The 24,789-nt window shown below is 62.8% G+C and carries 20 protein-coding genes and 1 pseudogene; 6 read left to right on the top strand and 15 right to left on the bottom strand.

Going from position 1 to position 24,789, the window contains the following annotated elements; all coding sequences use genetic code 11:
* Positions 1–36: 36 nt before the first annotated feature.
* The 4 genes from E3N85_RS03980 to E3N85_RS03965 all read right to left on the bottom strand — a co-directional run bounded on the left by E3N85_RS03980 (position 37) and on the right by E3N85_RS03965 (position 4,025).
* Positions 37–1,077: a branched-chain amino acid ABC transporter permease gene (locus E3N85_RS03980; protein WP_134459632.1), complete on the bottom strand. Its 1,041-nt coding sequence runs from the start codon at positions 1,075–1,077 to the stop codon at positions 37–39.
* 1 nt (position 1,078) lies between these two features.
* Positions 1,079–1,972 (bottom strand): branched-chain amino acid ABC transporter permease, encoded by an 894-nt coding sequence (locus tag E3N85_RS03975; protein ID WP_134459629.1) that lies wholly within the window; start codon positions 1,970–1,972, stop codon positions 1,079–1,081.
* Between the two features lie 79 nt (positions 1,973–2,051).
* On the bottom strand, positions 2,052–3,227 hold the full coding sequence (locus E3N85_RS03970) for a branched-chain amino acid ABC transporter substrate-binding protein (protein WP_134459626.1): 1,176 nt from the start codon (positions 3,225–3,227) through the stop codon (positions 2,052–2,054).
* A 126-nt stretch (positions 3,228–3,353) separates the two neighbouring features.
* The gene (locus E3N85_RS03965) at positions 3,354–4,025 is read right to left on the bottom strand and encodes a GntR family transcriptional regulator (RefSeq protein WP_134459623.1); all 672 of its coding nucleotides are present in this window, start codon (positions 4,023–4,025) and stop codon (positions 3,354–3,356) included.
* Positions 4,026–4,119: 94 nt separating this feature from the next.
* Here E3N85_RS03965 and E3N85_RS03960 point away from each other — a divergent pair, with 94 nt between their 5' ends.
* Complete coding sequence (locus tag E3N85_RS03960; RefSeq protein ID WP_134459620.1) at positions 4,120–5,130, top strand: proline racemase family protein; 1,011 nt, start codon at positions 4,120–4,122, stop codon at positions 5,128–5,130.
* The gene (locus E3N85_RS03955; RefSeq protein WP_134459617.1) at positions 5,127–6,104 is read left to right on the top strand and encodes an ornithine cyclodeaminase family protein; all 978 of its coding nucleotides are present in this window, start codon (positions 5,127–5,129) and stop codon (positions 6,102–6,104) included. The genes E3N85_RS03960 and E3N85_RS03955 overlap by 4 nt, the downstream gene beginning before the upstream one ends.
* 424 nt (positions 6,105–6,528) lie before the next feature.
* Here E3N85_RS03955 and E3N85_RS03950 read toward each other — a convergent pair whose 3' ends face one another.
* Together E3N85_RS03950 and E3N85_RS03945 are read right to left on the bottom strand one after the other, a co-directional pair.
* Positions 6,529–6,918, bottom strand: coding sequence for a GntR family transcriptional regulator (locus E3N85_RS03950; RefSeq protein ID WP_134459614.1), 390 nt, complete (start codon positions 6,916–6,918; stop codon positions 6,529–6,531).
* Positions 6,915–7,829 (bottom strand): hypothetical protein, encoded by a 915-nt coding sequence (locus E3N85_RS03945; protein WP_134459611.1) that lies wholly within the window; start codon positions 7,827–7,829, stop codon positions 6,915–6,917. Before E3N85_RS03945 ends, E3N85_RS03950 begins: the two co-directional genes overlap by 4 nt.
* A 551-nt stretch (positions 7,830–8,380) precedes the next feature.
* On the opposite strand from E3N85_RS03945, the gene E3N85_RS03940 reads away from it, so the two are divergent.
* Positions 8,381–8,854, top strand: coding sequence for a hypothetical protein (locus E3N85_RS03940; protein WP_134459608.1), 474 nt, complete (start codon positions 8,381–8,383; stop codon positions 8,852–8,854).
* A gap of 170 nt (positions 8,855–9,024) precedes the next feature.
* Here the strand turns inward: E3N85_RS03940 and E3N85_RS03935 are convergent, their stop codons facing one another.
* Positions 9,025–9,903, bottom strand: coding sequence for a Brp/Blh family beta-carotene 15,15'-dioxygenase (locus E3N85_RS03935; protein WP_166783848.1), 879 nt, complete (start codon positions 9,901–9,903; stop codon positions 9,025–9,027).
* Positions 9,904–9,983: 80 nt separating this feature from the next.
* Positions 9,984–11,189: a lycopene cyclase family protein gene (locus tag E3N85_RS03930; RefSeq protein WP_134459603.1), complete on the bottom strand. Its 1,206-nt coding sequence runs from the start codon at positions 11,187–11,189 to the stop codon at positions 9,984–9,986.
* A 232-nt stretch (positions 11,190–11,421) separates the two neighbouring features.
* On the opposite strand from E3N85_RS03930, the gene E3N85_RS03925 reads away from it, so the two are divergent.
* Positions 11,422–12,258, top strand: coding sequence for a bacteriorhodopsin-like (locus tag E3N85_RS03925; RefSeq protein WP_198412049.1), 837 nt, complete (start codon positions 11,422–11,424; stop codon positions 12,256–12,258).
* A gap of 446 nt (positions 12,259–12,704) precedes the next feature.
* Here E3N85_RS03925 and E3N85_RS03915 read toward each other — a convergent pair whose 3' ends face one another.
* Both E3N85_RS03915 and E3N85_RS03910 read right to left on the bottom strand, forming a co-directional pair.
* Positions 12,705–14,363 (bottom strand): MFS transporter, encoded by a 1,659-nt coding sequence (locus E3N85_RS03915; RefSeq protein WP_134459597.1) that lies wholly within the window; start codon positions 14,361–14,363, stop codon positions 12,705–12,707.
* On the bottom strand, positions 14,360–15,169 hold the full coding sequence (locus E3N85_RS03910) for a TspO/MBR family protein (RefSeq protein ID WP_134459595.1): 810 nt from the start codon (positions 15,167–15,169) through the stop codon (positions 14,360–14,362). The genes E3N85_RS03915 and E3N85_RS03910 overlap by 4 nt, the downstream gene beginning before the upstream one ends.
* A 123-nt stretch (positions 15,170–15,292) precedes the next feature.
* Between E3N85_RS03910 and E3N85_RS03905 the strand changes: the two genes are divergently transcribed.
* Positions 15,293–15,700: a MarR family winged helix-turn-helix transcriptional regulator gene (locus E3N85_RS03905; protein ID WP_134459751.1), complete on the top strand. Its 408-nt coding sequence runs from the start codon at positions 15,293–15,295 to the stop codon at positions 15,698–15,700.
* 484 nt (positions 15,701–16,184) lie between these two features.
* Here the strand turns inward: E3N85_RS03905 and E3N85_RS03900 are convergent, their stop codons facing one another.
* The 3 genes from E3N85_RS03900 to E3N85_RS03890 form a co-directional block, all read right to left on the bottom strand.
* On the bottom strand, positions 16,185–16,661 hold the full coding sequence (locus E3N85_RS03900) for an N-acetyltransferase (RefSeq protein ID WP_134459593.1): 477 nt from the start codon (positions 16,659–16,661) through the stop codon (positions 16,185–16,187).
* A gap of 474 nt (positions 16,662–17,135) precedes the next feature.
* The gene (locus tag E3N85_RS03895) at positions 17,136–17,459 is read right to left on the bottom strand and encodes a hypothetical protein (RefSeq protein ID WP_134459590.1); all 324 of its coding nucleotides are present in this window, start codon (positions 17,457–17,459) and stop codon (positions 17,136–17,138) included.
* Between the two features lie 275 nt (positions 17,460–17,734).
* The gene (locus E3N85_RS03890) at positions 17,735–20,212 is read right to left on the bottom strand and encodes a molybdopterin oxidoreductase family protein (RefSeq protein ID WP_134459587.1); all 2,478 of its coding nucleotides are present in this window, start codon (positions 20,210–20,212) and stop codon (positions 17,735–17,737) included.
* A gap of 152 nt (positions 20,213–20,364) precedes the next feature.
* On the opposite strand from E3N85_RS03890, the pseudogene E3N85_RS03885 reads away from it, so the two are divergent.
* Positions 20,365–20,492, top strand: a pseudogene (locus tag E3N85_RS03885) (transposase); the annotation flags it as partial.
* A 414-nt stretch (positions 20,493–20,906) separates the two neighbouring features.
* Here the strand turns inward: E3N85_RS03885 and E3N85_RS17080 are convergent.
* Both E3N85_RS17080 and E3N85_RS03875 read right to left on the bottom strand, forming a co-directional pair.
* Positions 20,907–21,560 carry a DUF2249 domain-containing protein gene (locus E3N85_RS17080; RefSeq protein WP_166783847.1) on the bottom strand — a complete coding sequence of 218 codons (654 nt, stop codon included), beginning with the start codon at positions 21,558–21,560 and terminating at the stop codon, positions 20,907–20,909.
* 367 nt (positions 21,561–21,927) lie between these two features.
* Positions 21,928–23,916, bottom strand: a complete 1,989-nt coding sequence (locus E3N85_RS03875; RefSeq protein ID WP_134459584.1) for an aconitate hydratase — start codon at positions 23,914–23,916, stop codon at positions 21,928–21,930.
* Between the last annotated feature and the right edge of the window lie 873 nt (positions 23,917–24,789).

The following is a 24,789-nucleotide window of genomic DNA, read 5'->3' as shown; positions in this document are numbered from 1 at the left end:
AGGCAATCTGAAGGTTCCTGACTTCGAGAACGACGGTCAACGAACCGTTCCCTTCGCGAGTCTGCGGTCGCTGACATCGCCCATGCGTTCGGGCTCGTACCCGCGCGCTGGCCAAAATCCCTGCGGACGAAACACCATCACCACGACCAGCAATAATCCGAAGACCAGGTACCGATAGGTGGAAAGGTCACGCAGCAGCTCGGGCAGCAGGCTGATCACCAACGCACCGATCACCACACCGCGCATGTTGCCCATGCCGCCGAGCACCACGGCCATCAGCACGAGCGCCGACTGGAGAAAAACGAAGCTCTGTGGTGAGACCGCTGAGAGATGCGCGGCGAACAGGATGCCGCCGAACCCGCCCCAGACCGCGCCGAAGATGTAGGCCATCAGCTTCACCTTGTAGGTGTGGATCCCCATAGCCTCCGCGGCGTCTTCATCTTCACGGACAAAACGCCAAGCCCTACCCAGTCGTGATTTGCCTAAACGAGCGGCCGCGAGTACAAAAGCGGCGACCACGAGAACGGTTACGTAGTAGAACACGGCCGGTTCCTGCAGGTCGAAGTCGCCAATCTTCAGCAGCCCGGGAATACCGAAGATGCCGGACGGACCGCCAGTGATCGAGAGGTTGTTGGCGGTAATGCGGGTGATCTCGCCGAAGCCGAGGGTAACGATGGCCAGGTAGTCGCTGCGTAGTCGCAGCGTTGGCGCACCGATGATGAGACCGGCCAAAACCGTCATGACGATCACCGCGGGGATCGTGAAGATCAGCGGCAAATCGAAGGCCTTGGCGATGATCCCGGCGGTGTACGCACCGACCGCCATGAAGGCGATGTAACCGAGGTCGAGCAGACCGCAGTAGCCGACCACGATGTTCAGGCCCGAGGCGAGGAGCACGAAGATCGCCGCAGTTGTCATCACGTTCAGTGAGTACGGTGTCGCGATCAGAAGCGGGATGAGCAGGGCGATGGCAAGGGCAATCCAGCCGAGCTGCTTGCTTTCAAAAAGCCGAGAGATCGGCGAGGCGGGCGGCCTCGTCGTCCGGGGCGCGAGGGTCGTGTCGACGTTTTCGCTCATTTCAGACACGCTCCGTAACGCGCTGTCCGAGAATTCCGGTGGGCCGCAGAGTCAGGAAGAGGATGAGTACGGCGAAGGCGAAGACGTCGCGCCATTGGCCGCCGAACCACTCGGCGCCGAACGCTTCAACGAAACCGAGCACGAGCCCACCGAGCATCGCGCCCTTGATGTTGCCGATCCCGCCGATGACCGCGGCGGTGAACGCCTTGAGCCCGATGATGAATCCCATCAGGAAATCGATCTTGCCGTAATAGGCGCCTGCCATAACTCCGGCCGCTCCGGCCAGCGCCGAGCCGATGAAGAAGGTGCGAGAGATCACCTGGTTGACGTTGATGCCCATCAGCAGCGAGGCATTGCGGTCCAGCGAGATGGCGCGCATTGCCCGCCCGGTCGAGGTTTTCTCAACGTAAAAGTTCAGCAGCACCATGAGCATCGCGGCAATAAGCATAAGGATGATTTGCGGCAGCGATATGCGGGCCCCAAGCAGGACGAAGACGTTGCCTTCGAGCCGGATGGGGAACGCCCGCGGGTTCGGCCCTGCAAGTGCGCTAATGCCGTACTCAAGCGAGAACGAGACTCCAACCGCGGTGATCAGGACCGCGAGGCGAGGCGCGCCCCGAAGCGGACGGTAGGCGAGTCTCTCAATCAGGACGCCGGCCGTGCCGGTAAGCAGCATGCTGACCAACATTACGACCAGCAGCGCGCCGATAGAGAGCGAGGCAGGGATTCCGCCCACCGAGGTGAGAGCGGCAAAACCAATGAAGGCGCCAAGCATATAGATGTCGCCGTGCGCGAAGTTGAGGAGTTTGATGATGCCGTAGACCATGCTGTAGCCCAAAGCGATCAGGGCGTAGAACGAACCGACGAAGAGTCCGTCCCAAATGAGTTGAATCATGCCAATCCGTTCCATGAGCGTGGGTGATGGATGCCGCAGCCAGATTGAGCAGCCGGCCGCGGCATCCTTCACTACGGATTTAGGACAGGTCGTCCTCGAGACTAAACTTGCCGTCCTTGATCACGAGGATCACGAATCCGCCGCTGGACAGCGTATGCTCCGCGGTGAATTTGAGCGGGCCGGAGAACATCTGAAACCCGTCGATGGCTTCAAGCGCCGTGATGATAGCGGCACCATCGGTGCTCTTGGCCTGCTTGATCGCCTCGGCCGCGAGGCGGACCGCGTCGTAGGACTGGGTCGAGTACGGCCCGGGGTCAGAGTTGAACGCCTTCTTGTAGCTGGCGATCCAGTCTTCAGCACCCTTGAGTGTGTCGGGAGTTTGCGTCATCGTGGCGTAGACACCGTCAGCTCCCGCTCCCGCGATTTGAGCCAGTGACGGGTCGACGCTACCGTCGGCCACCATGATTTGGCCTGCGAAACCAGCGTTCTTCAGCTGGTTGATGATCAGACCACCCTCCTGGTAATAGCCGGTCCAATAGACGAGTGCGGGCTTAGCGCCCATAATGTCGCGCACGACTGACGAGTAGTCGCTCTCCCCGGCGGTCACCGAGGTGCTGAGGACGACCTTCACGGCGCCGTCTGCCTCTATCTGCGACTTTGTCTCGGTGTTGATGTCCTTGGAGTAGCTCGTGTTGTCGTCGACAAGCGCAACGGTGGCGAACTTTTGTTTCTTGATGAAGGCGAGAGCGGCGGTGGACTGCTGCTTGCCCGTACCGTTGATCATGAAGACGTTCTTAGCACCCTGGTTGACCAAATCCTGCGAGTTGGCCGCGGGGATGATCATCGGGATGTTGGCCTTCTGGAAGATCGGGATCTCCGGCAAGGTCGCGCCCGAGCAGTATCCGCCGACCGAGATGACGACACCATTGGAGACAGCCTTGTTGGCGCCGGCCACGGACTGCTGAGCGTCGCAGGCTTCGTCTTCGACGTCTAGCTCGAGCTGACGACCGAGCACTCCGCCGGCCTTGTTAATCTCGTCCACGGCCAACTGGGCGCCGTTCTTCATATACGCACCGGTCGGAGCGCTGCTGCCCGAGATCGGAATGACCATGCCAAGCTTGATCGGGCCCGAGTCGCCCGTGCTGTCACCCCCGTTGCCTCCACCGCCGAGCAGGCCGCCACTACAGGCCGAAGTTGTGAGCAGTACCGCTGTGGCCATGCAGAGCAGTATCGAGCCGCGTTTTCCGAATTTCATGTCTGCCTCTTCTTTGATGGTGACGTCCAGGTAACGAGTACAATATGACATAGCACACAGCGCGCCGTCAACGACCTAAAATTCCCCGAATGCGCCTCGCCCCCACAGGGGAATGGAGAAGACCGATCACTGCCTAGCGATCGCCCCGGACCACCAACTGACGACGTGGCTAAGGTGAACAATGATGAGCTTCTCGAGGGCCTCGCCGTCTCCCTTCTCCAGGAGATCGAGCATCTCGTGATGCTCCTGAGCGGAATCGTGCAGCTTATTACTTTCCCGCATACGGACCAGGTTGACCATGCGGGTTTGCTGCCGCAGTTCTCGCACCGCGTCGACGAGTCGCTTGTTGCCGTACAACTCAAGTAGGCCGAGGTGAAAATCGCGGTCGCGCTCGATGAATCCGCTGAGGTTGGAGCTATCGGCATAATCAGTGATCTCCGCAGCCATGGTCCGCCACGTGGGAAGCGTCGCGATGGGGAAGTCCGAAGCGAGCGAGCGCATCGCCGGAACTTCGAGGAGCTGGCGCAGTTCGACGATTTCCCGAAGGTCATGTTCGCTGACTTCGGTAACCCGGAAACCCTTGTTCTTAACCGAGGTGACAAATCCCCGCTGCTCGAGGTCGAGCATCGCCTCACGCACGGGCGTGGCAGACACCTCGAATTGGGCGGCGAGGGTGGGCACGGAGACGAGGGTGCCTGGTGCAAGCTCGCCGGAGATGATGGCTGCAGACAGGGATTCACCGATGCGACCGCGCAGGCTTACCCCCTGCTCAACCTTGTGAATGGCGGAGACGGTCACTGTGCACTCGCTCTCATCGCGGATCGGCCAAGACCTTCGCGGAGGACTCGCGACGTCTGCTCGGCCTCGTTACGATCATGGTATGTGCCATATTATGACAATTGTCCGGGCAATTGATTACCACACGGCCGGGGAGCCCTTCCGAATCGTGCTGGACGGAATGCCGGAAATCAAAGGTACAACGGTCGCCGAACGACGCATATTTGCGCAGAATTCCACCGAGATCGACGCATTCCGACAGCTCCTCTGCCGGGAGCCACGCGGTCACGCAGACATGTATGGCGGGTTCATCGTGCCACCGGACGACGACGGAGCCGATTTCGGCGTTCTCTTCTGGCACGGGGATGGGTTCTCGACCGCCTGCGGTCACGGCACGATCGCGCTCGGCGTCTGGGCAGTTACGACAGGCCGGGTCCCGGCGGCGGCGGAAGGAGTGACACCGGTCACGATCGACGTTCCTTCCGGCCGGGTCGTCGCTCACGTGCGGCAGACCGCTGGGGCGGTCACCGGCGTGGTCTTCGAAAACGTGCCGTCGTATCCGGTCGCCCGCGATGTCGTGCTGCAGACCTCCCGCGGGTCGGTGTCAGTCGACCTCGGCTTCGGCGGAGCCCTCTACGCTTGCGTCGAGGCGTCGGCGCTCGGCCTGTCCGTCGAACCAGAGCACTATGACGCGCTGCTCGGAATTGGTCGCGAGATCAAGTGGGCCCTGAACGACATCGACCTGGCGCAGCATCCGGATGACGATCGACTGAGCGGAATTTACGGCACGATAATCTTCGACGACCTCGGTGATACCGCTGATGGTCCCCATCAGCGGAACGTGACGGTGTTCGCGGACGGACGGGTGGACCGCTCTCCCTGCGGATCAGGCACCGCGGTGCGGCTGGCACTTCTCGCCGACTCCGGTCGTCTCGGCACCGGGCAGACGCTCACCCACGACTCGATCGTAGGCACCCGATTCCTCGGCCGTGCACGTCCGGTCGACCCTGCCGGAAAACCCGGCGCGATCATCCCGGAGGTAGAAGGAATGGCATACAAGACCGGCGAACACATCTTCACCCTTGACCAGTCGGACCCGGTTGGAACGGGATTGGTGTTGCGATGAGTGCCAGCACGCCCCCTTGGATCTCCTCCGACGAGGTGTTCGCCCGCGTCGATTACGGCGCGGCCGTTCGCGCTATCCAGCGCGACTTACTAGCCGGACTCGACCCGGCGGCCGACTTCGACCGCGGCATCCTGGATCTGAAGAACGGTCAACTGCTCCTCATGCCGACTGAATCTCCTGAGTTCGTCGGCGTCAAGATAGCCAGCGTCGCCCCCAACAACCCAGCGATAGGAAGGCAGCGCATCCAGGGGATCTACGTGCTGATGGATGCTGAGACACTCAGCCCGGTTGCCCTCCTCGACGGCTCAGCGCTAACGACTTTGCGCACTCCAGCAGTTTCCGCCGCGGCCGCGGACCTTCTCGCGCCCGCCGTGATCGAGAACCTCGTGGTCTTCGGGTCCGGCCCGCAGGCCTGGGGCCATATCCAAGCCCTCCGGTCGATCCGTTCGATAGGCGAAGTCACCATAGTCGCCCGCAACCAGGAGCGTTCCGACCAGCTGATGGCGAGAATCGAGGCGACTGGTCTCGCCGCCTGCGTCGGCACCGCGGACGACGTACGCGACGCCCAGATGATCGTGTGCGCGACAACCGCCAGGGAGCCATTGTTTGACGGCCTGCTGGTTCCTGACGATTCATGCACGATCGCCGTCGGCTCGCACGAACCTGACGCTCGCGAGTTGCCTTCTGCACTCGTCGCTCGCGGACAGATCGTGGTTGAAGACGCTACGGTTGCCCTGCGCGAGGCGGGGGACTTGATAATTCCAATCGGAGAAGGTCTGGCCCTCGCCGACTCGCTCGTCTCAATGCGGCAGATCATCGTCCGGGAAACTGAGGTCGATCGCACCCGACCACGTATATTCAAGAGCTCTGGAATGTCGTGGGAGGACCTGACTATTGCGGCAGAAGTCTACAAAACCGGGCGGGGGGGAAAAACGCAGCGGCTCCCTTTCTCGCGAGCCTGGGCCACGAGATAAGGCAGATTGGATCTGATCGAGTTTGCCCAGTGCTGCTAGTCCGCGTCACCAACTCCCGGTTCCAAACCAAGAGATTTGGATGCTCGCATGGGGGAAACGGCTTCCGCAGCGACACGAACGCGATCAGGCCGGTCACATCAACTTTCAACGGCGCCGCCCTGCGCTGTTGTGCCGGTCCTCGTCGCCGCAACCTCGCGCTTCCTGTAGGCAAGAACTTCGGCCAACACCGCATGGTGGGCCTGCGTCACGTGCTTCTGAATCGCTGCGTCGCACTTGTGACCGGACGCGAGAAAGCCACGACCGACAGAGTCGGGCGAGCACCGGAACCGGCGACCGCCACATCCGAGCGGTCAATTGACAACTCTGGCTTCATTCCGCATCGGGAACGATCAACGAGGCATGAGATATTTCCCGGGTGGCTCGCTCAGGGCGCCCTCAACGCGTCCGGTGTTTCGGCCTGGATTGACTGCTCGGGCCAGATTGCACGGAGGATACGGATGGTGTCGTCCAGCCCCGTGCCAGCCTGGGTGCTGGTCGCGGCGAGTTGCCGGGCGGCTTCCAACACTGGCCGCGGTATTGTCGTGGCGCTTCGGCTCACACGGGTGCCTCCACCGGTACGGGCTGTGAGGTAGCCCTCGGTTTCGAGCGCCTTGTACGCCTTTGCCACGGTGCCGGGGGCGACGCCGAGGTCCTTCGCGAGCTGACGGACCGAGGGAAGGCGCTCGTCGGCTGCGAGTCGACCCGACGCGACCAGTCCGCGGATTTGATCGCGGATCTGCTCGGTGGGCGGAGCAGATCCGGACAAGATGATCATCGTGTTGTGGCCCTGGCCGGTGCCCACCGCCGCGACGGAATCGCTGACAGGACGACAGCGACGCACAGCGCTAACCCGAGCGCCGCGGCGACAGCGGATGCGCCGATCAACACCGGCTGTAGCCCAGCAAACGTCGTCCAGAACGTCACACTTCCCTCCGACGTCGGGAACGAGGATGTTATTGACACGGTCCCGGCGAGTGAGCTGAGTATGAACCCGAGGTGCGTGAGCAGCGCACTGGTTCCGATCGCGAGAACGTTGCCTGTGCGAACCCTTCGAATGTGAACGTCGTGCTCGCGGTTGGGGGCCAGTGTGGGTCGCGCGACGAGCACCAGGTCCACGCTGGCGACAATGATCAGGACGCCGATCAGGATCAGACACGGTACGGAGTTGTACCACCCGTAGATACTCGAGCCCATTCCACGTTCGCTTCCAAGCTCCACAAAGTACATCGTGTAGCGGCCTGTGCTGGGGTCCGGCTGGGACGCGGCACCGGCCGTGACGGTGACGCTGAGGATGAGCGCTAGAAGCAGGGCAGGGGCGACAAACCACCAGCCTCGCGCAAAACTTAGCGGCGTCCGCGGAGTGAGATCCGCAACGCCCCGCCCGCTTCGACCTTGAACCGGAAAAGCGAGAAGCACCATCCCGACGATCCCGAGCAGGAGTGGGGCCGTGAATCGGTAGTCCTGAAACCAGACCCAGTATTCAGGCGGCAGCTGTAGCGGAAACAGCCCGGTACCTAGCAGCAGCAAAACAACGTTACCGCCGCTAAGAAGCAAGCCGGCCGCCACAGTGAACGCGCCCACACCGCCGCCGGATAGCTGCCTCTTACGCCCCCAAATCAGCCACCACGCCAGGGCGAGAAGGACCGCGAACACCGGGCCCAGTACCACAAAGTAAAACCAAGTCATCTCGACACCTCTCGACTCTGTATCACCTAGACAATACACTTATGTATCATCTGATTGCCACAAGTTGCAGGTGAGGCCGGTCTCAGTGCGAATGCACCATGTCATTCACACAGCGTGGGCCACGCGTACATCGCTCGCCGTCCTCGAAAGGGCGGGCCCCGGCGTCGGCGACCACGCAATGCTGACGCATCTCGTCACCGCCTGAACCAGGCAAGAACGCATTCGTAACGCGGATGCGTCACGGCATTCCGCCCACAACGCGCCTGAACTGACGAGCTTCCGAGGTAGCCTGCTCCTCGGCTTCTTCGAGACCGGCACCTTCGAGGAGGGTTTGGTACAGTTCGCGATTTTCGGTCCGTGCGCTTGGGCTGCCCAAAGTGGACGCAGCCTGCCTGTACGGCGGGGCAGACACTTCACGAGACACGTGGCCGACACCGCAGTGGCAGCTTGAGCCCACAACCACGAGACGCTGGTGCTTGTCTGCCCTGTCCCCTAGGGTCGCAACTAGGAGCAGTGTCAGTATTCAGCTCCTGCCACGAGGAAGGACATTCATGACTTCTCGATTACCCAGGCTCTCTGTGGTCATACTTGCCGTGTTGGCGCTCAGTGCCTGCTCCGCTGCTGCTGGCGCCGACGAGGCATCGTCGGGTACCGGGGGAACGATCGAGTTGGCGATATCGGAAACGTGCGCTGAGGGGTCGGATTCCCAGTGTGTATCGGTCAACGGTGAGAATGTTTTGCTCCCCTCCGCATTCGAACAAGCCGGCGTTGAGGAGTCCAGTGTCACCGGGGGTGGACAGAATGCGGTCGACGTGACGTTCAACGCAGACGGGGCGGAGGTCCTTCACGCGCTCACGGAGAAGGCTGCCAGAGCCGGAGATTCGGCGCGCCTGGTTATAAGCATTGGGGGTGAGCTACAAGCTGCGGTCGTGGTCATGGAAGCGTTAGAGGGCGATCAGGTACAAATCGCTCTCTCGCCAGACGACAACGTCCAGGAGATCGTTGATCTAATTCAGGGAGGCTGAGGAGCGCGGCATCACCTTATCGGGGGTAGAGCCTTTAGACCCCGCGACGAATGGCAGCTATCAGCTCGTCCGATATGACTATCGAATTGCTCGACGTCTTCTGGACTGACCGAACTTTGCGCGTTAGGTCCGTGTCGTCTGTGATGGCCGTGAGGTGCCGCTCGATGTCGTCACGGGTTGCGAAAGTGAAAGGCTTGACCCGCAGTTGACACCCGGCGGTGACGATTTTCGTGCGTCACCACGATCATGTGCGGCACGGTTAGCCCCGCCAAACCGATGAACACCACCTGCAGAATTTGCTCGCTCAGGGTGCCGTCGGGGCCGAGCCAGACCAGCACCGCGCTCACCATGAGGATGGGCACCACGGTATAGACCACCACAATCAGGGCCGACAACCGTCCACCGTCACGTTCGGCGTGGAACCCCGCTTTCAGGTGCCGAAAACTGTGCAGCGCGCAGAAGTACAGCAGAAAGAAGACCAGCGGCTCTGTTGCGAGGGCGAGAACGGTCGCGAGCAGAATTTCGATGCTTTCGTGCGCCCGACGTCGCAGGGCGACCAAGGCTGCGAGCAGCAAGCTGGCCAGGGCGAGCGGCCCCAGCCACTCTTGCACGTTGGCCACTATCGCGCCTCCGTCTCCGGCCAGCACCACGTAGGCGGCACTCACCTGCGCGGGATGGGACAGCGCCGGGACACTGAGCAGTCCGAACCCGGCGAGAAACCGCAGCCAGGGCGCCCGATCGGCATTCCAATCGGACCCGAAGTGCAAAGCAGACACGAGCAGGAACGTGACCAGGCTCGCCACTGGAGCGATCAGCCAAAGCAACACAACGCCGACCACGACGAGAATGTAGGCCATGTTGAACCCTGCGAAGCCCAGTGGGGTGCGCCACAGTCCGGCACGGCGCGCGATCAGCGGATCGAGGGCGCCGTGGGGCAGGCCCAGAATTCCGACCAGCACGCCCAGGAGCACGACCTGAACCGTGAGCGAGGGCAGTGGTAGGCCCAACCCGAGCACGACCAAGGTGACTAGGGCGAGGCTGGCGAACACGACCGTCTCGACGGGCGCCCGACGCCGCCGCGGCCTGACGCGGGCGGACCTCGCATGAGACGGAGCTGCTTGGCCGGCCATCACTGCCCGCTCGTGCTCGTGCCTGGCGTCGCGGTGGCGGCCGCGGCCACCGGCGCGGTCGGTGCCGGGCTGAATACGGTGGGCGCGGCCAGCTGGGCGATGAAGGGGCTCCACGGCAGGCTGGAGATGATGCGCGCGTAGTCTTCGGCCCGCGCACCGTCACTGAGGAAACGCACGAGTGCGGCTGGGGGAACGCCGCGGGCGAGGGCCAGAAAATACTCTGCGGTGCGTTCCGGGTGCGCCCGAACGGCCTGCAGAAAAATGCGATCGAAGGTGCGTCGCAGTCGAGGTTCTTCCGGGTGTCCCACGGCCTCTCGTCCCGCGAGCAGGCGCTCCGCGCACAGCTGGGCCCATTGTGCAATGCGCAAGAACCCGTAGCCCGAAGCGGCCCGCAGCGCACCGCCAGCGTTTCCCGCATGCACCACGCCAGCGATCGGCGGCGCGGCCTGGCGGCCTAGTCCCATGGCCAACACGCCGCCCTCGCTTCTCACCCGGCGGGCGTCAGCCAAGCCGAGCTCGGTAAGCACCTGATCCAGCTCGAGGATTAATCGGTCCCGGTTGATCGGCGCCGTGCCGAATCGCGTCCACTCCACGATCGCGCGGTTCGGTCCCAGTGGCAAGGCATACACAAAACGTAAGCCCTCGGCGTCGGACGCGAGGGACCCCATCAGCGTCACCTCGCCAGGGTCGAATGGCAGCGGACGGTCACGTTCCAGTTCGAGGCCCACGAAGCTCTGGTACAGCATCGCCGCGGAGGGCCGGGGCCGGGTATCAATCACCTGACGCGCCAACAGCGTGCCCGCGCTGGTCTCCACCCGAACGCCGCCCGAAACCGCCGTAACCGTGCTGGCACGCACCCCGAGGCGCAGATCGACCCGCGGCGACTCGGCAATGTCGGCCTGCGCGCTCGCGTAAAAATCGCTGCCCCGGACGTACTGGTAAGCCAGCCCCGGCACCTGGTGTCGAACGGTCAAGCCCGCCGCATCGGAAAAAGTCCATGTTTTCCAACGTCGCGAGACCAAATGCGACAGATCATGCTGTTCCGGTCGCCAAAAACACCAACTGCGATCGTCTCGATAGGCCGTGCGAGGTTCTAGCAGCACGACGCGCGGGCCGGAACGCTCCCGAGCCAACCGGGCCCCCAAAGTGAGCCCGGACAAGCCCGCGCCCAATATTACGAGGTCAGCGTCCGCGGCATCAATCATCCGTGCTCCTTCGCACTCGATTTCGTGCACGGGTGCAGATTAAGTGATTTACAAAATAGCCTAGCGAGAAACCCGACGCTGGCTAGGATTTCTAAGAATCCGTCCGGAGCTGTTGGAAAACTGCCGTTAGCGGGAGTATGTTGTGATGCATAACTTGGTTAGTTATTTATTTATTTATTCTCAGTCTAAACGTCTTAATTTTAGCGAATGCTCGTGAACAGCAGAGGACAACTTGATACCTGACTCCCTGACCCAGACCCAGTACGACACCATCTACAACATGTTCTCCCTCGTGATCGCTTCGCAGTTGTTCACGTCTCTTTTTCTGGTCATCTGCCTACCGCGAGTACTTCCGCGCTACCGCCAGGCGATGACCGTTGCGGCCATCGTTTGTGGCATTGCGGCGTACCACTACTTCCGCATCTTCAACTCCTTCACCGAAGCGTTCGTTACAGAAGCCGTCGGCGGCCGCGGGAACTATGCCCAAGTCGCCGGAGCATCCTTCAACGAGGGCTACCGCTACGTCGACTGGCTGCTGACCGTGCCGCTGCTGCTGCTTGAGCTCGTGGCCGTTCTGGCCTTGGCGCGTAAAGTGCAGACCAGCCTGCTCACACGGCTGATTCCCGCCGCCGCCCTCATGATCGCCCTCGGCTACCCCGGCGAAATGGCCGGCGACAACCTCACCCGCGGCATCTTCGGCCTGCTGTCCTCGATCCCGTTCGCATACATCCTCTACGTGCTTTTCGTCGAACTCACTCGATCGCTGGAACGTCAGCCCGCCACGGTGCGCAAGACCATCAGCCTGCTGCGACTGCTGCTGCTAGCCACCTGGGGCGTCTACCCGATCGCCTACCTACTGCCCGGCATCGGCATTGACGGATCCGACGCCTGGGTAGGCCTGCAAATCGGCTACTCCGTGGCCGACATCCTCGCCAAGTGCCTCTACGGCCTGATCATCTACCGCATCGCGCGCATGAAGTCCTTCTCAGACGATCAGACCTTCGCCGACTCCGAACTATCACTGGAAAACATAACAGGCCTCAAACGATCCACCACCACAAAGAGCTAGTCCACAGAGAATCACCTGTCGCGGGGCCTGCACGACCGGAAACCGGTCGCGCAGGCCCCGCTCCACGTGAATGCTCCCCGCAAGGTATTACGCAATGTCATACTCGGACGGCAGACCGAACAAAGATGTTCATTCGCTGCCTATGCTGGCTGGTGATAACCAAAATGGACGTCTTTAGGCTAGCGACAACCGAGTGCGGAATGCCGGCACCGACTGTTGTGAAACCCTTCGATATATCTGAAACCTCCGGCAGATCCCGCCACGGATTCCCTGCCCGATAACGGTAAATGATGCCCTCCATCACCCGCCGGTGGTCTTAAAACGGACGACCGGACGACGACGGCACCAACGGCTCAATCAGAGACCACTCAGAATCAGACAACACGGCAATACGAGACAGGTGCCAATTCTGCCAAAAACCCTCACCCGACTTGAGGGGACACGACCTAGACCGGCTCCCCCGACGTCCGGGCCGTCGTGACGTTGTCGCCGGCCGCTTCCTCTTCGCGCTGCTCGTGGTGCGGCGCCGTTCCGGAGAGCCGCAGCGTCGCTAGGAAGCCGAGCACGAGGAACCCGGCTGCGGCGAAGGCCGAGTACCGGGTGCCGTCGCTGAAGGCCTCCCGCGCGGCATCCGCCACAGCCGGGCTCTGCGCCTCCAAAGCAGGGATCGCGGAGCCGGCACTGTTCACGACCGCGTCGACGATTTGCGTCTGGGTCTGGGCCGGCAGGCCCGGCACGGAGGACAACTTCGCGTCGAGCGATGCGCCGACCGCGGTGAACAGCACAGTGCCGAGCACCGCGATTCCGAGCGCGGACCCGATCTGCCGGGCGGTGCTGGAGGTGCCGGATCCCTGGCCGCTCTGCGCCACAGGGACGTCCTTGAGCACCACGCCGGTCAGCTGCGCGGTGGCCAGGCCGACGCCGATCCCGTAGACGAACAGGAACGGCACGACCACCAGCCAGGTGGCTTCCGCGGTGATGACAATGCCGAGCCCGGTGACACCGATGATCTCCGCGACGATGCCCATGCGCACGATCGTCTCCGGCGAGGTCTTATTGCCGAACGCGCCCGACAGCCCGCTGGCCACGAACGAGCCCAGCGCGAGGGCGAGCAGCACGAAACCGGTCTGCAGTGCGTCATAGCCGAGCACGTTCTGCAACCAGAGCGGCAGCGAGAGGATGATGCCGAATTCGCCGAGCGACACGATCATGGCGGCGATGTTGCCGTTGCGGAACGAGGGGATCGCGAACAGCGAGAAGGCGAGCAGGGTGGTCTGCCCGGCCCGCTGCCGGTAGCGCCCCCAGGCGACGAAGGCGATCCCGGAAACGATGGTGAGCAGGAAGACGAACGGGATAATCGATCCGGAGTACGGCCAGGTCCAGTCGCCGAACGTCGGGGCGTTGTTGGTGAGCCACCAGCCGTAGGTGCGGCCCTCGATCAACCCGAAGACGAGCGAGGCGCTGGTGATGACCGAGAGGATGGCACCGACCACGTCGACGCGGCGGGGCTCCCCGGCATCCCGGGATTCGACTACGAAGACCAGCACGCCGACGATGATGACGATGCCGAGGGGCACGTTGATGCCGAACGCCCAGCGCCAGGAGAAGTAAGTGGTGAGCCAGCCGCCGAGCAGCGGGCCGACGGCCACCATGCCACCGATGGTCGAGCCCCAGATCGCGAACGCGATGCCGCGGTCCCGGCCACGGAAGGTGGCGTTGATGATCGACAGGGTGGTCGGCAGCACCATCGCGCCGCCGACGCCCTGGATCAGCCGGGCCAGGATCAGCAGGTCGCCCGACTGGGAGAACGCGGCGAAGACGGATGCCGTGGCGAAGACGATCACGCCGAGCACCAGGATGCGGCGGCGCCCGAAGCGGTCAGCGAGCGTGCCGAACACGAGCAGGAGCGCGGCGAAGACGAGCGTGTAGCTCTCCTGCACCCACTGCACCTGGGTCGACGTGATGCCTAGGTCATCCACGATCGAGGGGATGGCGACGTTGATGATCGTCGAGTCGACGATGATCAGGGCGACCGCGATGCTGATGAAGACGAGGCCGGCCCAGCGACGGCGGGCCGAGGGTGCGGTGGGGGCGGTGCTGGTCATGCGGCTACCAATCCTCGCGTTGACGTGGTGGAGGAGCTTCGGATGCGAATGGTGACGGTGACCGTGAGAATGACGACCACCGCGACGAGGGCCGCGATCGCGGCCGGGGTGGAAAGAAGAGTGCCCGTGAGGCGGGGGACGGCGATCCAGGCGAGTCCCCAGCAGAGGGATGCGGAGGGGGCGAGCCGGCCACGCCCGGAGAGGGCGATCAGCACGCCGACCAGACCGGCCACCGCGATCACCGCGACTGCCCAGACGTCCGGGCTGACGCCGAAGCCGCCGAAGCCGGCGGCGACGAGCACGGCCGTCACGTTCGCCGCGGTAGCGATGCTGACCCAGCCCAGGTACAGGCCGATCGTGCCGTCGGCGACGATCGTCTCGACCAGGTTCTTCGGCCGCGAGGCGAGGGTGAGCTGGAACGCCCGGATAAGCACTGCCAGGAGCAGCACGATCACGGGGACGCTGAGTGCGAGCAGATCGAACTGGATGCTGAGGATCCAGGCCGCGTTCAGGACCAGCGACGCGGCGACCGGGTAGCCGAGGGTGCGCTGCCGGGCATCCGTTGTCTGCGCCGGCAGGAACTGCCAGATGGCGTAGGCGATAAGGCCGAGGTAGATCGGCGTCCAGATGCCGAATGCCGGGCCGTCGGGGGCGATCGGGGTCGCGTCGGCGGCCAAGGCCCCGCCCGACGCGTTCTGGATCGGGGTTCCGCCGGCGGCGCCCGAACCGATGAACGATCCCACGATGGCCAGGATCGCACTGACCAGCACCACGGTCTGGCGCAGACGATCGTTGCTCAGTTTCATCTCAGTCTCCTAGTAATCAGCTAGCTGATTAGTTGACGCTAGCACTAGATTAGGGGCATGACCACACCTGATCCGAAACCCCCGGCGGACCAGAGGCCGAGACCGGCGCCATTGCAGGAGTCCATGGCCAGCTGGCCGACCGGACGCCTGCTTTCGACCGCCGCGCGGCTGGTCGAACACGCCTGGGTGGAGGCGCTGGACCAGCTGGGACTTACCCACGCCGGCATGGTCGCACTGCACCTGCTCGGCTCGGGGCCGCTCAGCCAGACCGAACTCGCACATGCCGCCCGCGTGCAGACGCAGACCATGTCTCGCACCCTCGAACGACTCGAGCGCGAGGGCTACGTCGTGCGCACCCGGGACGAGCACGACGCCCGGCGACACTCCGTGGTCAGAACGGATGCCGGCACCGCCGTCTGGGAGAAGTCCCGCACGCTCGAGGCCGACCTCTTTCCCGAGCTCGAGAACGCGGACGCGATGCGGGACGCGCTGCTCACGATCATCTCCGCCTCCTCAGCCCGCCGCTGGTAACCCGGGCCGTCCGACACCCGCCTCGTAGTGTGCTCGAGATGCGTGCGCCAATAGGGATCACTTGCGGAACTACTAGTCCCCTGAACGGCGGCCTGGCCGGTCCAGGGCCAGCCACGCTATTTCACCGCTCACGGCGACAACGGCGACCACACTCAACAAAAGGCCACCGACTGTGGCAACGTACAGTTCAAGTCCAATGCTCGGAGATGCCACGCTGGGCTTGTCCATGGCGTAGATGATACGTACGCCAACTGCCCAGACCACTGATGATATTAGTCCAAGACAAACCCCGAGCACCATCGTGAAGACGACCGCTCCGGGATTGCAGGTAGGCGCGCACGATTGGGGCGACGACGAGGATGCTCAACCTGAGCTTGCCTGCTGCCGCTGCTATCCAAAGCTTCATTGCAGACGCCCATGTGGACCGGCCAACCCTGTGTCTCGTGAATGTTGTCCTGACGGCTAAGTGCAAGGGTAAGAAGCACTAAACGGTTTTGCGCATTTGTACGGCGGTGGTCTCGTAGCCGAGCGAGTCATAGAGTCCACGAGCAACCGTGTTGTAGCCGAACACGTTCAGGCCAAGAGTGGCAGCACCGTTCTCTGAGGCAGCCTTCTCCGCTAATTGCATGGCAGCCCGGCCGTAGCCGGCACCGCGATGATACTCGTCAACAGCAATATCGAAGACCCACCAAGCGTCTGATCCCTCCGCCAGAGGGGCGATCCAGAGGAAACCCACGACCTGAGCTGCCGATTCCGTCTCGGTCGCCACAATGTCGTAGACGCGGTGACCAAGTGCGGGTGATCCTTCTGGGAAGGACGTCTCGAACGATGTGCGAGCCTTCTCGGCGGCGACCTCTGCAGAATCACCAGCCTTCCGCCGTGACTGCTCGTAAGCCTTCCTGGAATTCATGATCCAGGAACCGAGACGATCATTCGGCATGGCGCTCAGTTTTACACTCATTTGCTTACCCTAAATGTGGCTGGGAACAATTTGGGTTCACTGACGCTCTTCTCCTGCCGTGGTTCTGATGGCTGAGATGTCTCGCAACCCATGGGTTTTAAGGCACGTTGGCAATGAGACACTTTCGTTCAATGACTGCGAGGTGGCTAGGAGAGCGGCCGACCGCGCCAACTGGCGATCTCGCTATCGCAAAACGGCACTCGAGATTGCCCAAGCTGAGCATTCATCTTGAATGAGCCCATTCTCTCTTTGCAATGCAACCGCCAGAAACTGGCCATCCTCTCGAGAAGACGCTGTCGTCCGGGCCAGCCCGAATCGACGGGGCCACGCTCCGGAGCCGCCGCCCACATCGCAGGTCTATCCGTCTGCAGCAGCGTGGTGGAGACCAACCACCGGTCCGTGGCCGCTCACGCCAAACTGTTCCCTGCCGCCTGTCGACGCTCGTCGCGGCCCGACGCTATCTGTGCCGCTGGGTTATGAGGCCATCGACACGAGAATTGCGAATCCGAGTCCTGCGAAAGCGACTCCGATCAGGAGTGCGACAACCACTCGGACTCCGCGCTTGGGCGACCAGGGCACGAGGAAGATGGGTAGTCCGATCAGAAATGGGATCGGCGCAAGGTTACCGATCGTGCCGCCAATATCCCGACTGATTCCGAATCCGCCACCTGTGCATCCGTTGATTCCGCAGAAGTCCCACAGCGCGCTGATTAGCAGGACCGAACTCACAGCCACTGGAATCGGAAGAGCCCAGAGCAGGTGGGACCAGGTGCGCTTTTGAGATACGGTTTCGGACACCTACGACCCGTTCCTTCCATCAGAGCATTCATGGCCATGCCACCAGCCCTGTGTGACTACGTTCGCATTCACGACATTAGTCGCCCCACCGCTAGCGAAACAGGTGGCTACCACTAATCCAGAAAACGAAGGCATCGACGAGGGTCTGCGTGCTCACCGTGACGTGGAAAACGCACCGCCAGCAGACGAGATCAATGCGCCCTCCGAATCGAACTTGCGACTTGCGACTTGCCCATCAGGTGTCGCCAGTATTCCGGGGCACGCAGGGAACAGCATCAGTTTCCTTGCCCGGGTGCGACGGCGGTCACTTTGATCGGGGATACTGATTCGTGTGCCTCGGCGTCCTCGCCGCCGACCGTGACCGGCACGCCGCCGGAATCTGCAGGCCGGGATGCTGCGGTCGTTGGAGCCGGGGACGGCCCGGTACCGTCCGCTACTTTCTCCACACGCACGGCCGCGTTTTTGAACAGGGGCTGCTTGGATACCGGATCCCACTCCGTCATCGTCAGTTCGTTGGCTGCGGTGGGGTGACCATCCGGGCCGGGACGTCCCAAATCCCAATAGCCGTAATGAAACGGTGCGAATACCGTCCCCTCGCGCACATTGCTGACGCGGGCGGGAACGACGAGTTCACCGCGACGGGAGGTGACTCGTACAGTGTCACCCTCCAAGATATCGAGACGGCCAGCATCCAACACCGAGATTTCTAACCACGCCGACGGTGCCGCGTTGTTTAGCTGCCGGGCACGACCGGTGCGAGTGCGAGTGTGGAACTGGTACGCCGTGCGACCGGTCGTGTAGCGCAACGGGAAGTCGGCATCCGGCTCTTCGAATGGTGGCGCGTAGGATGCAGCCCTCAAAACGGCGCGCCCGTGAGTCTCCAGCACACGGAACCCCTGCTCACCGGCCGAGGCACCGGTGAGCAGGTCATGGCCGAACGTTTCGCAATCGTCTGGCTCGGTGGCGAAGACGCCGTCACCATAAAGTCGAACTGTTCCTTCCGGATGCTCGTCGTTGCACGGCCACGGAATGCCGCTTCCACCTCGAAGTCGCGTGTAGGTGATGCCAGTGTAGTCACACGGGCGGCCTCGGCTGCAGTCCTGCCAAGCGCGGAATCCATCCTCCGGCCCGGCCCAGTCGAGGAGTGGCGCGCCCGACTTCGTGCGGAAATTCATCCGTACCGAGTAATCAAGAAAAATGTCCAGGTCGCTCCTTGCCTCACCGGGCGGCTCGACGGCCTTGTCGGAGAGATGCACCGTACGATCCGCGTTGGTGAAAGTTCCTGTTTTCTCGCCCCAGCCCGCGGCCGGCAGCACGACATCGGCATACAGCGCTGTTTCGGTGAGATAGAGGTCCTGCACGACGAGGAAGACGCTCTCTTGGCCGAGGATGGCGCGGATACGTTCCAATTCCGGCATCGAGACCGCCGGGTTCGTCGCCGAGATCCAGAGAAACTCGATGCTGCCTTGCTCGACATAGCGAAAGATTTGCATCGCATGGGTTGGTGGAGCCTTGTGCGGAATGATCGAAATATCAACGTCCCACAGTGTCGCGAGATCGCGGACGTGCTCCGAATTCTCCCAGTTGCGGAATCCGGGAAGGTCTCCGTCCGCCCCGCACTCCCGGTTGTTCTGCGCGGTGGGCTGGCCGTTCATCTGCAGCACCCCGCTTCCTGGCGCGCCGAGTTTTCCTCGCAGCAAGTGCATATTGTTCACCTGACAAGATGCCGCGGTTGCCTGCGCCGACTGGTAAAAGCCCTGCAAAACGGTGGAGAGCACCCGGGCGCTCGTGCCGAAAATTTGTGCAGCTTCTCGCACATCGTCGACCGAGACACCGCAGGTCTCAGCTACTGCCTCTGGCGTCCATGGTTCCACGACGGCCCGCAATGTGTCGACTCCGATGGTGTGGGCCGCGATGTAGGCCTCATCAATCCATCCGTTCATGAACAGTTCCCGGATCAGACCATTCATCAGCGCCTGGTTCGTCCCTGGACGCACCGCAAGGTGCACGTCCGCGACCCGCGCCACCTCAGTCTCACGCGGGTCGATACAGACAATACGTGGCCGGTCGGGCCCGGCGATCCGATCGAGCACCCTCGCCCACAGCACCGTCTGCGTCTCAGCCATATTGTGCCCGAACAGGAACATCGCGTCACACTCGTCGATATCGGCGTAGCTACCAGGCTGGCCATCCGCACCAAAGCTCTCCTTCATCGCCGCCGCCGCGGTCGCCGTGCACAATCGGGTGTTGCCATCCATGTGCGGGGTACCGATACCAGCCTTGCCGAGAACTGCCAGCGCGTAGTACTCCTCGAGAAACAATTGGCCGCTGGTATAGAACGCGTGGCTCAGCGGACCCTTGTCCGCCAAGAGCTGCCTGCTTCGCTCGACGATCCGGGACATCGCTGTGTCCCAGTCGGTCTCGACCAACTCGCCACCCATCCGGATGAGCGGACGAGTCAGACGGTCGCCGTTCGACATACCTTGCCAACTGCCGAAGAGGCCCTTCGGCCCGAGTCGCCCATGATTGACGGTGTCGATGGCTCGACCCCGCACTCCGACCATCTGCCCGTCTTTCACCGCGATGTCGCACGCGCAGCCATTGCTGCACAGCGTGCAAGCCGACTGCACCCAACGATCAACGTCGTCCTCACCGAGGCCATCAGCCAACTTCTGATCAACACGCACCGGCCACTTCTCGCCTCGGGCAAAGGGCGTCCTGGTACCCCAGATGTCGCCGATCCTGTCCACCATGACACTGCCCTCTTCCGCTCTGATTGGTAGTCTGCGCCCGCGAGCGGTCCAGATCAATGTCACGACGGGATTCATCTCAAGTGATCGGGACCGCCCCGGGTGTGGTTGACTCCTGGCCTGCGGAAATTCGTCTTCGCTGGAAAGATGTCATCCTGCCCAAGCCCTACCCACCCGAGTTCCGCCGTGATGTTGTCGCGGTCGCCCGGAAGTACGACGCCCCGCTGAATCAGATCGCGAAAGACTTCGGAATTTCAAATCCTGCCTGGCGAACTGGCTGAAGAAAACCGAGGTCATGCGCCGGCAACGCCGCCTCGGCAAACTCACCCCGATCGAGTTTGCGACAATAAAAATGGCCCTCACGGCGGCCTGAGCAGGTGGAGTACGGACGAAACCTGTGGAGAAACATGCAGCGATCCCAGGAGCCCGCCAACCTGTCGCCCATCCCCAGGGATATGCGTCGTCTCACGTCCGTGTCTTGGCTCCCGCCGGGTTCGCCGGAGTCGTGCGGCGCACCGATTCTCATAACTGCGTCGCATAACCGCATGCTCGAATAATGCTGCGCCGACTCTTAAAATCCGCGGTTTCCCTTCCGGGAACGAAACAAACCTTTCGTGGCGACCCTGCATCACCCGTTTAGGCTGCCTCGGACACGTCACACCAGCGGAGCAGTCCCTCGCAGCCGTCCTGCTGAGGGTCAGGCGCGGCTGAAGCGCACCCGCCAGAACTCCGGGCCTTGTTCGATGTAGCTCACGTCGAAAGTGTCGGGCCGGCTCTGCTGAAGTTCCGCCAGCATCCGTTGGGGGTCGTGCGGTTCGATCACGTCCAGGGCGAATCCCGGCACAACGGCGTCGAGCGCCCCGAAGACGGCCGCGTGCCGGATAGCGTGCGGGATAGTGCGGGCGTCGAGCACGATGGTTTCCGTCCCCGCGGTCGTCCCGTCAACGGCTCCATCTGCCGTCGGCCGGCCGAGTGCAATCGGCTCAGAACGACGCGCCGGAGCGATGAGTTTGGCTACGGTGAGCAGGATGACCGCGTCCTCGACGGCCTCCAGCGAGTTGCGGCCCGGCGGCATCGTGATCAGGTCCCCGCGCCATCCAGACCATGATGCGCCACCCGAGGTGAGAATGACCCGCCCCTCGAGGACCTGCACGGTCGCTTCAGCCAGGTTGTCGTGTTCTCCGAGGCGTTGCCCGGAACGGAGAGCGATCAGCGTTTGCCGGAGGACGTGTACGTGGCCGCCGTACACGGTCTCCGCGCTGCGACCACTGGAGGCGTCCCGTGCGTGATTGAGATGGTGACGCACGAGTGCGGGGAGCGACTTCTTTTGCATGTCGATCTCAACTTTCATTTCCCTCATGCTCCGCTACGGCTGCGCGCGTGTCAACGGTGCTGTGAGTGCCGCGCGTGGCTGGTCGGTGCGCCCGTTCGCAGTTCGGAGTCGGCTACGCTGCCAGCGCGTGGAGTCCGCTGATTTTTGAGCATCTCATATGGGTAGATCTCCGTTTTCCGGGCGGTCTAGGCGCATAGGGCCGCGATTCAGTCGAAGGTCCGTTAGCTGACGAAGGATGGTCCCTTGGCCTGACCGGACGGGGCAGGCTGCGTCTCACCGGTGACGAATACGCTCACGAGGATCGTCTGGTGCCCTCCGTCACGCGCGCGCCGAGACGGTTACCGTCACAGAACGAAATTTCGCCGCAAAATGAAACGGCGCGGGCCTATTTGGTTTCCACAGGAATGGCGGCTTCGCGCGCGCTCCGGTTGCGCAGCCAGGGGATGAGGCCACCGACGAGGAGCATTTCGATCTGCCGGGTCGAGAGTTCGTGGCGCACGGGATAGACCTCATCACGGGTTGTATTGCGCACGAGGATCTCCGTTCCGTTCGAGAGAGCCTCCCGGATCCCGTCGAGCACGAGCACGTCATCCTGCGAGATGCGATCGTGATCGGCCGCATCCGCGAACTGGAGCGCCAGCGCGCCGAAGTTGGCCAGGTTCTGCCAGTGGATGCGTGCGAACGAGACCGCCAGCACCACCCGCAGTCCGAGGAAGCGCGGGGTGATCGCGGCGTGCTCTCGAGAGGAGCCCTGCCCATAATTGGCTCCGGCGACGATCATATGGCCGGTCGTATCTCGGGTTAGGGCGGCGCGAGTCGGGTAGGTCGGGTCGACTTGGTCGAAGGTGAATTCGGCGAGCTTGGGGACGTTGCTGCGGAAAGGGAGCACGCGCGCACCCGCCGGCAGGATCTCATCCGTCGAAATGTCATCGCCCACGATCAGGGCGACGGGTGCCTCGATGTGCTCGGAGAGCGGTCCGAAGACCGGCAGCGAGGAGATGTTTTCACCCTTGACCAGATGTACCCCGATGGATTCCTCCGGCGGTAGAGGTTTCTCGAGCATCGCCAGGTTCACGCTCGACACTGCCGGAAGTGTGATCTGGGGATATTCCAAGCCGAAGAGCCCGGGCAGGTCCCGCGGATCGGTGATCTGTCCCGTCAGCGCGGCGGCGGCTCCCGTCTCCGGCGAACACAGGTAGACCGAGTCTTCCTGGGTGCCCGAGCGACCGGGAAAGTTGCGCGGCATCGTGCGCAGGCTGATGCTGCCATTCGCGGGGGCTTGGCCCATGCCGATGCAGCCCATGCAGCCGGACTGATGCAGCCGGGCGCCCGCCCCGATCAGATCCAGGGTGGCCCCCATGATGGTCAGGTCTTGCAGAATCTGCCGGGAGCTGGGATTGACGTCGAGGGACAGGCCGGGGAACGCCTGCCGCCCCTTCGTGATCGCGGCAACGATCGCGAAATCACGCAGGCCCGGATTCGCGGAGGACCCGATCACGACCTGTTCCACCGGGCGCCCAGCCACTTCGCGTACCGGCACGACGTTGCCGGGCGAGCTGGGAAGCGCGATCAACGGCACGATCTCAGCCAGGTCAATCTCCTCGGTCACGTCGTAGGTCGCATCCTCGTCCGCGAGCAGTTCGGTGAAATCCTGCTCGCGCTGTTCGGCGCGCAGGAATGTTCGCACTTGATCATCGGCCGGGAAAACGGTGGTGGTCGCGCCCAGTTCGGCGCCCATATTGGCGATCACGTGCCGATCCATCGCGGTCAGGGCGGCGAGGCCGGGGCCGTAGTACTCGACGATCCGATTGACGCCGCCCTTGACGCCGTGCCGGCGCAGCAGTTCGAGGATGATGTCTTTGGCGCTGGTCCACGGCGGCAGTTGTCCGGTGAGCTTCACGCCCCAAATTTCAGGCATCCTGATGTACAAAGGCTCACCGGCTATGGCTAGGGCTACCTCGGTGCCGCCGACGCCGATGGCCAGCATCCCCAGCGAGCCAGCGGCCGGGGTGTGGCTGTCGGAGCCAACCATGGTCTTGCCGGGGATGCCGAACCTCTGCATGTGCGTGGGGTGTGACACCCCATTGCCGGCCTTCGAAAACCACAGGCCGAACCGTTGGCAGGCGGAGCGGAGAAAGTCGTGGTCCTCCGCATTCTTGCTGTCGGCCTGCAACAGGTTGTGGTCGACGTACTGCACGGAAACCTCCGTGCGCGCGCGATCCAGTCCCAACGCCTCCAACTCCAGCATGACCAGGGTCCCGGTCGCGTCCTGGGTGAGGGTCTGGTCGATGTGCAGGCCGATTTCGGTCCCCGGCACCATCTCCCCTGAGACCAGGTGCGATGCGATGAGTTTCTGTGCGACGTTGTATCCCACGGTGAGCTTCCTTACTCGATAGCGGTGCCCGTCGGCATTCGTCGGTATGAATTGGCCTCCGGGGCATGCAACTGATACCACGGTAGGCCACTCGTGACGTCGGTGCTAGCCTTCTCAGGGCGAATGGACGTCCGCGGACCGAAAAGATGGACCGGGAAGACGGAGCTCTGGGACAGGCGAGCTACCGCGAGGAGACGGTAACACGGAGGCTCGGACGGCCGGCACGACGTCGATACAGCCAGCAACGGGCAACACGGCGGCCGTGACCCGCAGCACCGGCGTGACCACGGAAACCCCGGCCGTAGCCTACGGCTCCAACGTCACCGGCCAGCACGCCAGTTGGCTGACTGCCGGACGGAATAACACCATCCCTCGACCAGCGGGAGGCGCTGCCGGTCAATTCCGGCATAGTTACAGTTACTACAGCTTCTGGACGCAAAACGTTCCGCTCGAGCTCTCTTCGGCTTTGGGAATCGCCGTGTCCGACGCGCCGCCGGGCGCACAGATCCCCGTCACCAACGTGAGGGCGGGCAAACCCACTGCCGGGTCCGACCTCAGTGAGACATTCCGCCGCAGAAGACGAGACGGATGCAAACAGCCAAGTGACACGGTTTGGCGCAGCTACTGAGGGCGTGGTCATGAATTTCGACTCGAACAAATGCATCGGTGAATTGGCGTCAATGCCGCGGACAAAATTTATGTCGGGAAGGGTGCCGCAAACGATGCGACCGCGGCTTGAAACCGATCGAATATGAGAAGTAGTCGTGGCTCTCGTATATTCAGGACTTCAAAAACAGGACCACGTTTCTCAATGTACCCCAGCACCTTCGCTGGCGACCTCTCGTGGCATCGCCGATCGCCGACACGCCACTC

This window comes from Cryobacterium sp. Hz9, from assembly GCF_004402825.1.
GTDB lineage: Bacteria > Actinomycetota > Actinomycetes > Actinomycetales > Microbacteriaceae > Cryobacterium > Cryobacterium gelidum.
This window is presented reverse-complemented; position numbering and strand designations above follow the sequence as displayed.